General features: G+C 71.3%; 10 protein-coding genes. 7 read left to right on the top strand and 3 right to left on the bottom strand.

All coding sequences use genetic code 11. The annotated features are described in order from the left end of the window. Positions 1 to 24 precede the first annotated feature (24 nt). Entirely contained in the window at positions 25 to 1,452 is a 1,428-nt protein-coding gene (locus OYE22_RS07780) for a sugar porter family MFS transporter (RefSeq protein WP_277319723.1), read from the top strand. A 72-nt stretch (positions 1,453 to 1,524) separates the two neighbouring features. Here OYE22_RS07780 and OYE22_RS07775 read toward each other — a convergent pair whose 3' ends face one another. Together OYE22_RS07775 and OYE22_RS07770 are read right to left on the bottom strand one after the other, a co-directional pair. Further along, the gene (locus OYE22_RS07775) at positions 1,525 to 2,556 is read right to left on the bottom strand and encodes an LLM class flavin-dependent oxidoreductase (RefSeq protein WP_277319722.1); all 1,032 of its coding nucleotides are present in this window, start codon (positions 2,554 to 2,556) and stop codon (positions 1,525 to 1,527) included. A gap of 82 nt (positions 2,557 to 2,638) precedes the next feature. Next, positions 2,639 to 4,153: a cytosine permease gene (locus tag OYE22_RS07770; RefSeq protein WP_277319721.1), complete on the bottom strand. Its 1,515-nt coding sequence runs from the start codon at positions 4,151 to 4,153 to the stop codon at positions 2,639 to 2,641. 190 nt (positions 4,154 to 4,343) lie between these two features. Between OYE22_RS07770 and ftsY the strand changes: the two genes are divergently transcribed. Continuing rightward, positions 4,344 to 5,558 (top strand): signal recognition particle-docking protein FtsY, encoded by a 1,215-nt coding sequence (gene ftsY / locus OYE22_RS07765; protein ID WP_277319720.1) that lies wholly within the window; start codon positions 4,344 to 4,346, stop codon positions 5,556 to 5,558. A 713-nt stretch (positions 5,559 to 6,271) separates the two neighbouring features. Here ftsY and OYE22_RS07760 read toward each other — a convergent pair. Continuing rightward, entirely contained in the window at positions 6,272 to 6,940 is a 669-nt protein-coding gene (locus OYE22_RS07760; protein WP_277319719.1) for a bifunctional DNA primase/polymerase, read from the bottom strand. 570 nt (positions 6,941 to 7,510) lie between these two features. Here OYE22_RS07760 and OYE22_RS07755 point away from each other — a divergent pair. From OYE22_RS07755 to proS, 5 genes are all read left to right on the top strand, one after another. Beyond that, positions 7,511 to 9,010: a hypothetical protein gene (locus tag OYE22_RS07755; RefSeq protein WP_277319718.1), complete on the top strand. Its 1,500-nt coding sequence runs from the start codon at positions 7,511 to 7,513 to the stop codon at positions 9,008 to 9,010. Positions 9,011 to 9,666: 656 nt separating this feature from the next. Next, entirely contained in the window at positions 9,667 to 10,971 is a 1,305-nt protein-coding gene (locus OYE22_RS07750; RefSeq protein ID WP_277319717.1) for an ammonium transporter, read from the top strand. Then, on the top strand, positions 10,968 to 11,306 hold the full coding sequence (locus OYE22_RS07745; protein WP_277319716.1) for a P-II family nitrogen regulator: 339 nt from the start codon (positions 10,968 to 10,970) through the stop codon (positions 11,304 to 11,306). Before OYE22_RS07750 ends, OYE22_RS07745 begins: the two co-directional genes overlap by 4 nt. A gap of 670 nt (positions 11,307 to 11,976) precedes the next feature. Further along, positions 11,977 to 13,554, top strand: a complete 1,578-nt coding sequence (gene ffh / locus OYE22_RS07740; protein ID WP_277319715.1) for a signal recognition particle protein — start codon at positions 11,977 to 11,979, stop codon at positions 13,552 to 13,554. 331 nt (positions 13,555 to 13,885) lie between these two features. Then, positions 13,886 to 15,298 carry a proline--tRNA ligase gene (gene proS / locus OYE22_RS07735; protein WP_277319714.1) on the top strand — a complete coding sequence of 471 codons (1,413 nt, stop codon included), beginning with the start codon at positions 13,886 to 13,888 and terminating at the stop codon, positions 15,296 to 15,298. The last annotated feature ends 9 nt before the right edge of the window (positions 15,299 to 15,307 follow it).

The raw sequence follows: 15,307 nt of genomic DNA, 5'->3' as shown, positions 1-15,307 counted from the left end.
GCCGCCGGGCCTCAGGAGTACACGTTGACCAGCACCGCGCAGCCGCCGGCGCCGGAAGGCCGTAAGGCCATGCCCGAGCACCTCGGCCACGTCATCTTCATCACCGCGGCAGCCGCCATGGGCGGCTTCCTCTTCGGCTACGACAGCTCGGTCATCAACGGTGCGGTCGAAGCGATCCGCGGCCGGTTCGACATCGGCTCGGAAGCCCTGGCGCAGGTGATCGCGGCGGCCCTCATCGGCTGCGCCGTCGGCGCGACGGCGGCCGGGCGCATCGCCGACCGGATCGGCCGCATCCGCTGCATGCAGATCGCCGCCGTACTGTTCACGATCAGCGCCATCGGCTCCGCCGTACCCTTCGCGCTGTGGGACCTCGCCATGTGGCGCGTCCTCGGCGGCGTCGCCATCGGCATGGCCTCGGTGATCGGCCCCGCTTACATCGCCGAGGTCTCACCACCCGCCTACCGGGGCCGGTTGGCCTCCTTCCAGCAGGCGGCGATCGTCGTAGGCATCGCCGTCTCGCAGCTCGTCAACTGGGGCATCCTCAACCTCGCGGACGGCGACCAGCGCGGCACCATCGCGGGCCTTGAGGCATGGCAGTGGATGCTCGGCGTCATGGTCGTGCCCGCCGTGCTGTACGGCCTGCTCTCGCTGGTCATCCCCGAATCGCCCCGGTTCCTGATCTCGGTCGGCCGGTACGACCAGGCCCGTGCGGTGCTCGCCGAGGTCGAGGGCAAGGACGTGGACATCGACCTGCGCGTCGACGAGATCCAGGAGGCCATGCGCCGCGAGGAGCGGTCCACCTTCCGGGACCTGCTCGGCGGCCGGGCCGGGCTGCTGCCGATCGTGTGGATCGGCATCGGCCTCTCGGTCTTCCAGCAGCTCGTCGGCATCAACGTGATCTTCTACTACTCGTCCTCGCTGTGGCAGTCCGTGGGCATCGACCCGAGCAGCTCGTTCTTCTACAGCTTCACCACGTCGATCATCAACATCATCGGCACCGTCATCGCGATGACCTTCGTCGACCGGATCGGCCGCAAGCCGCTGGCGCTCATCGGATCAGCCGGCATGGCGGCCTCCCTCGCCGTCGCCGCCTGGGCGTTCTCGGCCAAGACCGGTACCGGCGAGGACATCCGGATGCCCGACACCCAGGGCACCGTGGCGCTCGTCGCCGCGCACTCCTTCGTGCTCTTCTTCGCCCTGTCCTGGGGCGTGGTGGTCTGGGTGCTGCTCGGCGAGATGTTCCCGAACCGGATCCGCGCCGCCGCGCTCGGCGTCGCCGCCTCGGCCCAATGGGTGGCCAACTGGGCGATCACCGTCAGCTTCCCGACGCTGTCGGACTGGAACCTCTCCGGCGCCTACGTGATGTACACGATCTTCGCCGTGCTCTCGATCCCGTTCATCCTCAAGTGGGTGCCGGAGACCAAGGGCAAGGCGCTGGAGGAGATGGGCTGACCGCCCCGTGGCCCCGGCGCCGCGGGCGGCAGCCCGCGGCGCGCGGGTCGCCGAAGCACCGCCCCGGCATCGTCACCGAGCCGGGGCGGCGGCGATCTTGGGCAGCACGGCGCTCGCGAACAGGTGTAGGGAACTCCACCCCTCCTCCACCGGAATGCCGCCACACAGCGGGTGCAGGACCAGCCGCCCGCCGTCGCCGAGGCTCCCCGCGAGCTCCACGCACTCGTCCGGCGTCACGACCCGGTAGCGCCCCTGCCGGCGTAGCGCGTCCACGTCGCTCACCGGGGGATGCGCCCCGGAGCGCGCGGGGGGCGCCTGCCACGAGGCGTGCACCCGCGCCTCGTGCAACAGGTGCTGTCCGTACGTCGCCCAGGTGCGGTCCGGGTCCTCGGACAGGTGTAGCAACGGCGTACGGGGCGCCGGCATCACGCAGCGCCCCGCCGTGCCGTACTCCGCGCACCGCGCCCGGTAGTACGCCGCCAGCCGCGGCAGGTGCGCGTTCAGGAACATCGGCAGCCCGAGCCGCGCCGCGCGCCGCGCCGCCGGCCGGGAGTTGCCCCCGACGTACAGCGGCGGATGCGGCTGCGTGTATGGGCGCGGGGTGACCCGAACGGTGCGGCCCCGGTAGCCGAACGGCTCGCCGGTCCAGGCCGCGAGCAGCGTCTCCAACGCCTCGTCCTGGAGCTTGCCGCGCCAGCGCCAGTCCTTGCCGTGCGCCCCGTACTCCGCGCGCCGTGAGCCGAGCCCCGCGACCGTGACCAGCCTGCCGCCGCTCAGCAGGTCGAGCACGGCGATGTCCTCGGCGAGCCGCAGCGGGTCGTACAACGGGGCCAACAGCGCCGCGACGGTGACCGAGATCTGTCGGGTGGCGCCGAAGACGGTGCCGGCGAAGGTGAGCGGGGAGGGCAGCCAGCCGTTGACCGCGCCGTGGTGCTCCTCGGTCTGGATGGTGCCGATGCCACGGTCGTCGGCGAAGGCGGCCATGTCGATGGCCGCGCGGTAGCGCCGGGAGAGGGATTCCGGGGTGGCCGTCGGGTCCACGAGGTTGAACCGTACGGCGGTGCTGGGCGCCGTCGGCGGGCCGGTGGGCAAGGTAGCGGACATGGGAATCCCCTTCGCCGTGGACGGTCCGAGGACGGCGAAGGGGACGGTAGCCCGGCGGTGCGGCCAGGTGGTAGGGCGCGGATCAGCCGACGGGGTTCAACTTCTGGCCATCGCCCGTGGCCCCGTGGGGGGCGGCGCCGGCGCCCTCACGGGGGCGCGGGAGCAGCGCGAAGCTCACCGCGGCGATGAGGATCGTGGCGGCCCATCCCAGGCCGTTGCGCCCGATCCAGCTCGTCGCCAGCGGGCCGGTGAACCAGTCCACCTTCGTGAAGCACAACCCGGCCGTCAGGGCCAGCCCCCAGGCGACCATGGCCTGCCAGCAGAAGCCGCCCACGTACCAGTACCGACTGCTGCGACCGGTGTCCATCAGCCCCCGCGCGTCGTAGCGCACCACCAGCGCGCGGCGGCGGAACATGTCCACCGCGTACACGCCGATCCAGGCCGAGAAGGAGACGGCGAGCAGCGTGAGGAAGGTGATGAACGAGCCGTAGAAGCTCTTGGCGACCAGCATCAGCAGCAGACCGCCGACCAGGCTGATGACCGCGTTGACGGAGACCGCGAGGGCGCGCGGCAGCTTGACGCCCATGGTCTGCGCGGTGAAGCCGGCCGAGTACATCGAGAGGCTGTTGATCAACAGCATTCCGACCAGCGCGGTGATCAGGTACGGCACCGCGAGCCAGGTGGGCAGCACGTCGCCGAGGAAGGACACCGGGTCGGCGGCGGAGGCGAGGTCCGGCGTGGCGACGGCCATGACGGCGCCCATGAGCACCATGGGCACGAACACCAGGGCCGCGCCGGAGACCGTGGCGCCGACGATCTTCCGGCCGGACGCCGCGTGCGGCAGGTAGCGGGTGAAGTCAGGCCCCGTCGGTACCCAGCTGATGCCGCCCGCCGCGATGGTGCCGATGCCCGCGATCACCATGGCGGTGCTGCCGGTCGGACGGTCGAAGACGGAGCCCCAGTCGGTGTCGACGATCAGATAGCCGAGGACGAGCACGCTGAAGGCGCCGAAGACGTAGGTCGACCACCGGTTGCACACGTTCAGCACGGCCCGGCCCATGCCGCTCACCAGGAACGTGGTGGCCACGAAGCCGACCAGCGTGACGACGACCAGCAGGTTGTTCTGTCGGACGCCGAACAGCAGGTCGAGGATGGTCAGCAGGGCGTACGCGCCGGTGACCGCGTTGATCGTCTCCCAGCCGAAGCGGGCCACCCACAGCACGGCGCCGGGGAAGTAGTTGCCCCGTACGCCGAACGTCGCGCGCGAGAGCATCGCGCCCGGAGCGCCACCCCACTTGCCCGACACCGACAACACGCCCACCATCCCGAACGAGACGGTGGCGGCGCACCCGGCGACCAGCAGCACCTGCCAGAGGCTGAGTCCGTTGAAGACCACCAGCCCCGCGCCCATCGTGAGCAACAGCACGCTGATGTTGGCGGCCACCCAGGTGGGGAACAGCTCGCGCACGCGGCCATGGCGCTCGTGGGCGGGGACGGGTTCGATGCCGCGGGTCTCGATGGCGCTCGCGGCCGCGGTCGTGGCGGAGTCGGCCGTCGTGGCGTGGGGGGTGGTGAACGCGGTGGACGTCTGGTCCATGGATGGGGGCTCCGTGCGTGCATGCGGTGGCCGGTGAATGGCCGCCGGGAGGGACGCGGGGGACTCTACGCGCGTTGCATCGTCCCATACCATCGTACTTTGCTCCAACTTTGGAACCTAAGTGGCTTTGGTCCTCGCCACCAACTGATGGCGTCGTGATTCAGGACCCGTGGCCGATACTGGGTTCGTTATGGAAATCGTCATCCTTGCTGTAGTCATCGCTGTGGTCGCGCTCGCCGCGATCAGCGGGCTCGTCGTCAGCAGCCGCAAGAAGAAGCAGCTGCCCCCGGCCCCGCCGAGCAGCCCGTCCATCACCGCGCCGCCCGCCGAGCCACACGTCGGCGAGGAAGCCGAAACCCCACGCGAAGAGCCCCGTCGCACCATCGAGGAGGTGGACCTGCCGGGGGCCACCGCGACGGAGCCCGAGGCGCCGGCGGCGCCACCCGCACCCGAGATCGAGGTACCGGAGCCCAGCGCGGGCCGTCTGGTACGACTGCGCGCCCGCCTCTCGCGCTCGCAGAACAGCCTCGGCAAGGGGTTGCTCACCCTGCTCTCCCGCGAACACCTCGACGAGGACACGTGGGAGGAGATCGAGGACACCCTGCTGACCGCGGACGTCGGCGTGGCACCCACCCAGGAACTGGTGGAGCGGCTGCGCGAGCGCGTCCGGGTCCTCGGCACCCGCACCCCCGACGAGCTGCGCGCCCTGCTCCGTGCCGAGCTGCTCCAGCTCGTGGGCACCGACAGCGACCGCACCGTGCACACCGAAAGCGGCGTGACCGCCGACGGCCAGGAGAAGCCCGGCGTGGTGCTGGTCGTCGGCGTGAACGGCACCGGCAAGACCACCACCACGGGCAAGCTCGCCCGGGTACTCGTCGCCGACGGCAAGTCCGTGGTGCTCGGCGCCGCCGACACCTTCCGCGCCGCCGCCGCCGACCAGCTCCAGACCTGGGGCGAACGGGTCGGCGCCCGCACCGTACGCGGCCCGGAGGGCGGCGACCCCGCCTCCATCGCCTTCGACGCGGTGAAGGAGGGCGTGGCCGAGGGGGCCGACGTCGTCCTCATCGACACCGCCGGCCGGCTGCACACCAAGACCGGCCTGATGGACGAGCTGGGCAAGGTCAAGCGCGTGGTGGAAAAGCACGGCGCGGTCGACGAGGTGCTGCTCGTCCTCGACGCCACCACCGGCCAGAACGGGCTCATCCAGGCCCGGGTGTTCGCGGAGGTCGTGGACATCACCGGCATCGTGCTGACCAAGCTCGACGGCACGGCCAAGGGCGGCATCGTGATCGCGGTGCAGCGCGAACTCGGCGTCCCGGTCAAGCTCGTGGGCCTGGGCGAGGGCGCGGACGACCTGGCCCCGTTCGAGCCGGAGGCGTTCGTGGACGCGCTGATCGGCGACTGAGCCCGCGACGAGGAACCCGACCGAGGCGCCAACCACCCAGGGCCGCCCCGCACCCCGCGGGGCGGCCCTCGCGCGTGGGGTGCCCCTCCGGGTCTTGTTCGCTACGTGTCGGCGCTGGGGGGGCGTGGGCGTGGTTAGGCGGTGCTTCTGTTGCGTGTGTCGGGCATTCCGCTTCGGTGCTCCGTGCTCCGTGCGCCGTGCGGGGCGCTCCGTGCCTCGTGCCTCGTGTGTGGGGCTCCGTGCCCCGTGCTCCGTCCCTCGTGGTCCGCTGCTCTGCGCCCCGTGCGAGTGGGGGGGGCGCGCATTTCCCGGGCCGCGGGGCTGGTCCCGGCTGCCCTGGCTGCTTCGGCGAGTCGCGGGGCCTGGCGGGGCGCGCGCCGGCGCCGCGTCCGGGGGAGTGGCGGTGCGGCTGGGCCAGGGGTGGTCTCGCCGGAGCGAGCTGGTGCGGAGAGGGCGGCCTCGGGCCAGGCGTGCGTGCGCCACGGAGCGCGCGTGGGAGCGCACGCCAGCTCCGCTGGCGCCCGCTGTGCGCTCCGAGGCGCGTGCCGCGCGCCGACAACGTGTGGGCGCTGGTGAACCTTCTGGCTGAAGGGCACCGGCGTTGCGTCGTACGGAGCCGAGCCAGGGCACGGGGCGCGATATGGCGGAGCCGTGGCGGAGTGGGGCGGCGCGCCCGGCGTACGACCCGCCGACGTACGGGGCGGGACCTTGGCTCAGGTTCCTGAGCGGTGGCAGACGTAGGCCAGCGTGCCGAGGAGCAGGCGCGCGTGCGGGGGGCTGTCGGCGGTGTCCAGGGTGGGTGGGCGCAGCCAGCGGACGGGGCCGAGTCCGCCGCGGTCGGATGGCGGCGCCGTGACGTGCTCGCCGTGGCCGAGGCAGCGCAGGCCGAGGTCGGCGTCGTCCCAACCCATGCGGTAGAGCAGGTGCGGGAGTTCGGTCGCGGCTCCGGGGGCGACGAAGAACTGCGCGAGTCCTTCGGGTGTGACGGCCACTGGGCCGAGCGGTAAGCCCATGCGCTCCAGCCGTACCAGAGCGTGGCGCCCCACCGCCTCACCCACCTCAAGGACGTCGAAGGCGCGACCGACGGGGAGGAGCATCGCGGCGCCCGGCGTACCCGACCAGATCACCGCGGCCTCGTCGAGGGTGGAGCCCGCCGGGACCAGTTCCGTTCCGGCCAGTGGATGCGCTCCGGGGGCGGGGCAGTCGACCGCCCCGCAGGAGCACTCGCGCGTCCCACCGGCTCCCCGCACGGCTCGGGCTCCGGGCCTCACGTCCCACCCCCACAGTCCGGTGTACTCCGCCACCGTCGTGCTTTCGCTCGTACGGCCGCGGCGCCGTGAGGCCGACCGGATGTCTCGGATGCCGCCGATCGTGAAGCCCATGCTCCCTCCAACGGGTTGCGCTCTTGATGGTTACGAGTTGGAGTTCCGCCGAAACCCTCGGTGGCTGCCGATGGCGAGGCGGCGTGCTGCCGCGTACTGGGTGGTGTGTTGTCAAACGCACGCCCTGTGGCGCACCACTGCGCCTTGTGAGGGCGACCTGTGACAAGTGAATCGTGGTGGGCGACAGGGGAGTTCATTCGAAGGGGTGGCGAATGGTGGCGTTTCCCGGAAGCGCCTCGCTGGAGCAGTGATCGTAGGATTACCGTCGGTACACGCAAGCCGGAACCGCGCTTGTCACCTGGTTGAGTCGACCGCATGCCGTGACGCGTCAAGTTCGCTGGTACGCGGCCGTGTTGGCGGGAGCCGCGTGGCCACGCGACCGACCTCAACCGCGACGATGCCTGCCCCTTACGTCGCCCCCTGCGCCGATGGCTCGGAGCGGAGTGTGATACGGAGGGCGCTGAGCGAAGGCGAACGCCGAGGGCTGGCGCGGATGGCGAAGGCCCGGCGACGATGGTGCGGTCGCGGCTGAGCGAACGTTGACGTGACTCTCGAAGTGGGGGCGTTCCAGTGGGCGGCAACTGCGGAAGCGCTGAGAAGCGACCCAACGAGCAACTGGGTTCGTGGTTTCTCCGCAGTGGCTGGTCCAAGGGCGAGCTGGCCCGACAGGTGAACCGCAGGGCGCGCCATATCGGCGCGCACCACATCAGCACCGACACCTCGCGGGTGCGCCGCTGGCTCGACGGGGAGCAGCCGCGCGAACCGATTCCGCGCATCCTGTCCGAACTGCTCTCCGAGCGCTTCGGGTGCGTGGTGAGCGTGGAGGACCTGGGGCTGAGGGTGCACCACCAGGCCCCCTCCGTCTCCGGCGTCGACCTGCCCTGGACGGGTCCCCAAACGGTCGCGCTGATCAGTGAGTTCTCGCGCAGCGACCTGATGCTGGCCCGGCGCGGGTTCCTCGGCACGTCGCTCACCCTCGCGGCCGGGCCCGCGCTCGTGGAGCCCATGCAGCGGTGGCTGGTACCCGCCCCCATGGGCGCGACGGGCGCGGTACCCAGCGGCGGAATGCGACCGGACCGGACGCACCGCGTGCGACTGTCGGAGCCGGAGCTGGACATGCTGGAGTCCACGACGCGGATGTTCCGCCAGTGGGACGCCCAGTGCGGCGGCGGACTGCGCCGCAAGGCGGTCGTGGGGCAACTGCACGAGGTCACCGACCTGATGCAGGAGCCGCAGGCGCCCGCCATCGCCAGGCGCCTGTTCGCAGCCGCCGCGGAACTCGCGGAACTCGCCGGCTGGATGAGCTACGACATCGGCCTGCAACCCACCGCCCAGAAGTACTTCGTCCTCGCGCTCCACGCCGCCCGGGAGGCCGGCGACCGCGCGCTCGGGGCGTACGTGCTCTCCAGCATGAGCCGCCAGATGATCCACCTGGGGCGCCCCGAGGACGCGTTGGAGCTGATCCATCTCGCGCAGTACGGGGGGCGGGAGTCGGCCACGGCGCGGGTGCAGGCGATGTTGCACTCGCTGGAGGCGCGCGCGTACGCGAACATGGGCCTGCCCAACAAGTGCCACCGCGCCGTGAAGATGGCAGAGGACACCTTCGCCGACTGCGCTCCCGGCGATGCCGACCCGGACTGGATTCGCTTCTTCTCCGAGGCCGAGCTATACGCGGAGAACGCGCACTCCTACCGTGACCTCGCCTACGTCGCCGGCCGCAGCCCCACGTACGCGCACCTGGCACAGCCCCTGATGCTTCGGGCCGTTGAACTGTTCGGCCAGGAAGTCAGTCAGGGCACGCCGAGCCACCAGCGCTCCTACGCGCTCAACCTGATCGGCATGGCCACCGTCCACCTGCTCCAGCGCGAGCCGGAGCAGTGCACCGTGCTCGCTGACCGCGCCTTACACGCGGCCCAGAAGGTGCGCTCCGAGCGGGTCAACAACCGCTTGCGCAAGACGGTCGGCAACGCTGTACGGGAGTACGGGCACCTCGCCGAGGTCGCCTACCTCGCCGACGAACTCACCCGCCTCCTGCCGGACCCGATGGAGGCCGCGCAAGCGGCAGTCTGACGCGGCCCGCCCCCGGAATCCGACCGCGGCGACCGCCTCGCACGACCGACTCGGCTCCCCTATGCCAGTCAGCGAGGTGGCGCCGCGGTCGGTCTCATGAGAACCCCTTTTTTCGCCATCGGATATTGCCCGTGATGCGGGCTGGGCTCATCGCGCGGCCGTACGTTCCCGTGCTGTCGCGGCTCCGTGGCCGCACGACAGGGGGGAGACTCTGGCACGGAGCACGGAGCACGGAGCACGGAGCACGGAGCACGGAGCACGGAGCACGGAGCACGGAGCACGGAGCGGTGGCTTTGTCGGGGCTACGGAGCGCGGTGCGGGTGATCCTCGCTGGGGGCACGGGGCACGGGGCACGGGGCACGGGGCACGGGGCACGGGGCACGGGGCACGGAGCGTGGAGCCATACGGGGGGCGTGCAGCGGGGCGCAGACGCGGGGCTCGCAGTGACGGGGCGCGGGCCGAAGCGGCTGGCGGCGCCGGCTCCTGGAATTCATTCGCACGTAACATCGCCGCGCCCCTCGTCACCACGGCGAAACACCGTGCGGCCCTGGCCGAAACGGCACTGCGCCAACCTCGTGGCTACATCGGATCGCTCAGCCGGTCCCGCTCGAATCCGCCTTGCCCGCACGGGCAGCCGCGACGAGGAGACGTCGACATTGAACGGCGCAGACACCGCATTCGTCCTGATCAGTGCCGCACTCGTGATGGTGATGACACCTGGCCTCGCCTTCTTCTACGGAGGCATGGTGCGAGTCAAGAGCGCCCTCAACATGCTCATGATGTCCTTCATCTCGCTGGGCATCGTGAGCGTGCTGTGGGTGCTCTACGGCTACTCGCTGGCCTTCGGCGACGACGTGGGGGCGGGGCTGCTCGGCAACCTCGACCACGTCGGCCTCAGGGGCGTGGACGCCAGCACGCTCACGGGCGGCGATGAGGGAATCCCCGTCTTCGCCTTCGCCGTGTTCCAGCTCATGTTCGCGGCGCTGACGCCCGCGTTGATGAGCGGCGCGTTGGCCGACCGCGTGAAGTTCAGCGCCTGGGCCCTGTTCGTCACCCTGTGGGTGAGCCTCGTCTACTTCCCGGTCGCGCACTGGGTGTGGCAGGCGGACGGCTGGCTGTTCCGACTGGAGGTCATCGACTTCGCCGGCGGCACCGCCGTGCACATCAACGCCGGCATCGGGGCGCTCGCGGCGGTGCTCGTCGTCGGTAAGCGGATCGGGTTCACGCGCGACCCCATGCGCCCGCACAGCCTGCCCCTGGTGATGCTGGGCGTGGCGCTGCTGTGGTTCGGCTGGTTCGGCTTCAACGCGGGCTCCGCGCTCGCCGCGAACGGCACCGCCGCCACCATGGCCCTGAACACGCAGGCCGCCACCGGCGCCGCGATGCTCGGCTGGCTGGCGTACGAGCGCGTCCGGCACGGCGCGTTCACCACCCTGGGTGCCGCCTCCGGCGCCGTCGCCGGACTGGTGGCCATCACTCCCGCGGGCGCGCACGTGGACGCGATGGGCGCGCTGCTCATCGGCGCCGTGGCGGGCGCCGTCTGCTCCTGGGCGGTGAGCTTCAAGTACAAGCTGGGCATCGACGACTCGCTCGACGTGGTCGGGGTACACCTCGCGGGCGGGCTCGTCGGCACGCTCCTGGTCGGGGTGCTGGCCATCGACGGCGTCGGCGGACTCAGGCAGTTGGGCAAGCAGGCGACAGGCGCGTTCGCCGTGCTCGGGTTCTCCTTCGTCGCCTCGTGGCTGCTGGCCAAGCTGGTGGACGCCCTCATCGGCTTCCGGGCCGCCGAGGACGACGAGGTCGGCGGCGTCGACCAAGCGTTCCACGCGGAGACGGCCTACGACCTCGGCTCCGTCGCAGCCGTGGGCGCCAGCCGCGCCACGGGGCCTACAGGTCCCGGCTGGAACCAGCATGACGTCGCCACGGTGCGGCAGTCGGGGAACGCGAAGGTGGACGCATGAAGCTCATCACGGCCGTCGTCAAGCCGTACCGTTTGGACGAGATCAAGCAAGCGCTGCAGGCGTTCGGCGTCCAGGGTCTGACGGTGACGGAGGCCAGCGGGTACGGGCGCCAGCGCGGACACACCGAGGTCTACCGGGGCGCCGAGTACACGGTGGGCCTGGTGCCGAAGGTACGCATCGAGGTCCTGGTGGCGGACGCGGAGGCCGCCGAGCTGGTCGACGTCATCGTGCGGGCCGCCCGTACCGGAACGATCGGCGACGGCAAGGTGTGGAGCGTCCCCGTGGACACGGCGGTCCGCGTACGCACCGGCGAACGCGGCCCGGACGCTCTGTAGCCCCCCGCGCACACGGGGCCCGTCCTCGACAGACGGGGTGCTCGCGAACGGCGCCAGCCGACTTCGGCCACCCCAGCTATGCGGCGGCCCGGCCCCACCTCCTCCAGGAGCAGGGCCCGCCAGACCAGCCACGCCGAGCTGACCGACCTCACAGACGGCTGGCTGGCCTCCCTACTTGCTCGGGCCACCCAGGCAGCGGGGCTCGACGAAGGCGGCGCCGATGGACGGCCCGGGCAGCCGGGAGCGGAGCACGGGGCACGGAGCGGTGATCCTGCCTGGGGGCACGGGGCACGGGGCACGGGGCACGGGGCACGGGGCACGGGGCACGGGGGCACGGGGCACGGTGGCCGTGGTGCTGGGGGTGACGCAGGGTGGGTTGGGTTGGGCCGCGTGGTGCGGTGGTTACGGCGCCCACGCCCGGCGCGGGTCGACGTTCTGGCGACAGATGAGGCACTGTGGGCACGGCGACCCCCATGGATGACGTCGCCGACGCGTCATGGCGCCGTCGCACGGCCAGCCGGCCCCGGCGCCGTACGCGGGGCCCGGGACGCTGCTCTCACCGGCGCCGGAAGCAGGGCCACGGGCAGCGGGGCAGACCAGGCCGGACTGGGCGGATACCCTTGGGGGTCAACCGCCGAATCGACTTCGACAAGAAGGACTCGCGACCGCCGTGTTCGATACCCTCTCCGACCGCCTCGCAGCGACGTTCAAGAACCTCCGGGGCAAGGGGCGCCTGTCCGAGGCGGACATCGACGCCACGGCGCGCGAGATCCGTATCGCCCTCCTTGAGGCGGACGTCGCCCTGCCCGTGGTCCGGGCGTTCATCAAGCAGGTCAAGGAGCGCGCGCTCGGTGCCGAGGTCTCCCAGGCGCTGAACCCCGCCCAGCAGGTCATCAAGATCGTTAACGAGGAGCTGGTCGGCATCCTCGGTGGCGAGACCCGCCGCCTGCGGTTCGCCAAGACCCCGCCCACCGTCATCATGCTGGCCGGTCTCCAGGGCGCCGGTAAGACCACCCTCGCCGGCAAGCTCGGCCGGTGGCTGCGCACGCAGGGGCACACGCCGCTGCTCGTGGCCTGTGACCTCCAGCGCCCCAACGCCGTCAACCAGCTCTCGGTCGTCGCCGAGCGCGCCGGGGTCGCGATCTACGCGCCCGAGCCGGGCAACGGCGTGGGTGACCCGGTCCGGGTCGCCGAGGACTCCATCGCCTTCGCCAGGTCCAAGCAGTACGACGTGGTGATCGTCGACACCGCGGGGCGCCTCGGTATCGACCAGGAGCTGATGCAGCAGGCCGCGGACATCCGTGACGCCGTGCGGCCGGACGAGGTGCTGTTCGTCGTCGACGCGATGATCGGCCAGGACGCGGTGAACACCGCGGAGGCGTTCCGGGACGGCGTCGGGTTCGACGGCGTCGTGCTCTCCAAGCTTGACGGTGACGCCCGCGGTGGTGCGGCGCTGTCCATCGCGCACGTCACCGGCCGGCAGATCATGTTCGCGTCGAACGGTGAGAAGCTCGACGACTTCGACGCGTTCCACCCGGACCGCATGGCCTCCCGCATCCTCGGCATGGGCGACATGCTGAGTCTGATCGAGAAGGCCGAGCAGACCTTCAGCCAGGCCGAGGCCGAGAAGATGGCGGCCAAGCTGGCGAAGGGCCCCAAGGAGTTCACGCTCGACGACTTCCTGGCGCAGATGGAGCAGGTCCGCAAGATGGGCTCCATCTCGAAGCTGCTCGGCATGCTGCCGGGCATGGGCCAGATCAAGGACCAGATCAACAACCTGGACGAGAAGGACGTCGACCGTACCGCCGCGATCATCAAGTCGATGACCCCGGCCGAACGGCAGGAGCCGACGATCATCAACGGCTCGCGCCGTGCCCGTATCGCACGCGGCTCCGGTGTCGACGTCAGCGCGGTCAAGAACCTCGTCGAGCGCTTCTTCGAGGCGCGCAAGATGATGTCGAAGATGGCCCAGGGCGGCGGCATGCCGGGGATGCCCGGCATGCCTGGGATGCCGGGCATGGGTGGCGGCTCGCGCAAGAAGGGCAAGCCCCAGAAGAAGGCCAAGGGCAAGCAGCGCAGCGGTAACCCCATGAAGCGCAAGGCCGAGGAGCAGGCCGCGGCGGAGCGCCGCGCCGCGGGTACCGGCGGCCAGCAGGGCGACGCGTTCGGGCTGCCGGGCGCCGGCAAGGACGCGAGCTCGTTCGAGCTGCCCAAGGAGTTCCGCGACATGCTTCCGCCGCAGCAGTAACGGCTGTTACGCGGCTCCGCCGCTCGCGCCGTGGCCCCGTACCCGCACGGGGCCACGGCGCTCCCGTATCCGGCGCGCGCCGCACTCGCTACCCGCCCCACCCGGCATCTGCTCCACGACCCGCGCGCACGCGACAAACTCGCGTGCCCCGTGCCCCGTGCTCCGTGCCCCGTGCGTGACTCAAGGCAACGGCGCCGCTCCGTGCCCCGTGCCCCGTGTCCGCCAGAGCACCGCCCCGTCCTGCGCGTACCCCGCAGGGTGCCGCGCGCGGGGCGGGGGCGCAGGGGGCGCGATTCACGTTCTGCGGGGCTCGCCCCGTACGATCTGCGCCATGGCAAAGGCTCCCGTACTCACGCCCCAGGCGGACGATTTCCCGCGCTGGTACCAGGATCTGATCAACAAGGCCGAACTGGCCGACAACGGCCCGGTGCGCGGCACCATGGTCATCCGACCGTACGGGTACGGGCTCTGGGAGCGGATGCAGCGGGAGCTGGACGACCGGATCAAGGAGGCGGGCGCCGCCAACGCGTACTTCCCCCTGTTCATCCCGCAGTCGTACCTGACCCGCGAGGCCGAGCACGTCGAGGGCTTCGCGCCGGAGCTGGCGGTCGTCACGCACGGTGGCGGCAAGGAGCTGGAAGAGCCGGTCGTGGTGCGCCCCACGTCCGAGACGATCATCAACGAGTACTTCTCGAAGTGGGTGCAGAGCTACCGGGACCTGCCGCTGCTGATCAACCAGTGGGCCAACGTGGTCCGCTGGGAGATGCGCCCGCGGGTGTTCCTGCGCACCTCCGAGTTCCTCTGGCAGGAGGGGCACACGGCGCACGCCACGTACGAGGACGCGCGGGACTACGCCGCGCGCATCCACCGCGAGGTGTACGCCGACTTCATGGTGAACGTCCTGGGCATCGACGTGGTGCTCGGGCGGAAGACCGTGAAGGAGCGGTTCGCGGGCGCGATCAACACCCTCACCCTTGAGGGCATGATGGGCGACGGCAAGGCGTTGCAGCTCGGCACCAGCCACGAGCTCGGCCAGAACTTCGCCAAGGCGTTCAACACCCAGTACCTCTCGGCCGACGGCGGCCGTGAGCTGGTGTGGCAGACCTCGTGGGGCGTCTCGACCCGGATGGTCGGCGGACTGATCATGTCGCACGGTGACGACAGTGGACTGCGGGTGCCGCCGCGGCTCGCGCCCGTGCAGGCCGTGGTGTTGGCGATCAAGGGCGAGGAGTCCGTTGCCGCCGTGCGGGCCCTGGGTGACAAGCTGAAGGCCGCCGGCATCCGCGTGCAGGTCGACGACCGGGTGGACGTCCCGTTCGGCCGTCGCGCCGTGGACTGGGAGCTCAAGGGCGTACCGGTGCGGATCGAGATCGGCCCGCGCGACCTGGAGAACGGCACCGCCATGCTCGCCCGGCGCATCCCCGGGGGCAAGGAGCCGGTCCGCGCTGAGACCCTCCCCGAGGTCCTGCCCGCGATCCTCGAAGAGGACCAGGCACTGCTGCTCCAGCAGTCCCGCGAGCGCCGCGAGAGCCGTACGACGGAGGTGGCCACCCTCGACGAGGCCGCGCAGGCCGCGACGGCGGGCGGCTGGGCGCGCATCCCGTGGGCGAAGCTCGGCCCCGAGGGCGAGGCCAAACTGGCTGAACAGGCTGTGTCCGTACGGTGTTTGATCGCCGAGGATGGTTCGGTGCCGGACGCGGACGACGCTCCCGGTACGGTCGCCATCGTCGCCCGCTCCTACTGAGGCGGGCCC

The sequence above is a fragment of the Streptomyces sp. 71268 genome (assembly GCF_029392895.1).
Lineage (GTDB): Bacteria > Actinomycetota > Actinomycetes > Streptomycetales > Streptomycetaceae > Streptomyces.
This window is presented reverse-complemented; position numbering and strand designations above follow the sequence as displayed.

What these genes read in the sequence shown, in the direction of transcription:
- OYE22_RS07775 (WP_277319722.1), bottom strand. Translation starts at nt 2,556, where the DNA reads ATGTCCGCTACCTTGCCCACCGGCCCGCCGACGGCGCCCAGCACCGCC.
- OYE22_RS07770 (WP_277319721.1), bottom strand. Translation starts at nt 4,153, where the DNA reads ATGGACCAGACGTCCACCGCGTTCACCACCCCCCACGCCACGACGGCC.
- ftsY (WP_277319720.1), top strand. Translation starts at nt 4,344, where the DNA reads ATGGAAATCGTCATCCTTGCTGTAGTCATCGCTGTGGTCGCGCTCGCC.
- OYE22_RS07760 (WP_277319719.1), bottom strand. Translation starts at nt 6,940, where the DNA reads ATGGGCTTCACGATCGGCGGCATCCGAGACATCCGGTCGGCCTCACGG.
- OYE22_RS07745 (WP_277319716.1), top strand. Translation starts at nt 10,968, where the DNA reads ATGAAGCTCATCACGGCCGTCGTCAAGCCGTACCGTTTGGACGAGATC.
- proS (WP_277319714.1), top strand. Translation starts at nt 13,886, where the DNA reads ATGGCAAAGGCTCCCGTACTCACGCCCCAGGCGGACGATTTCCCGCGC.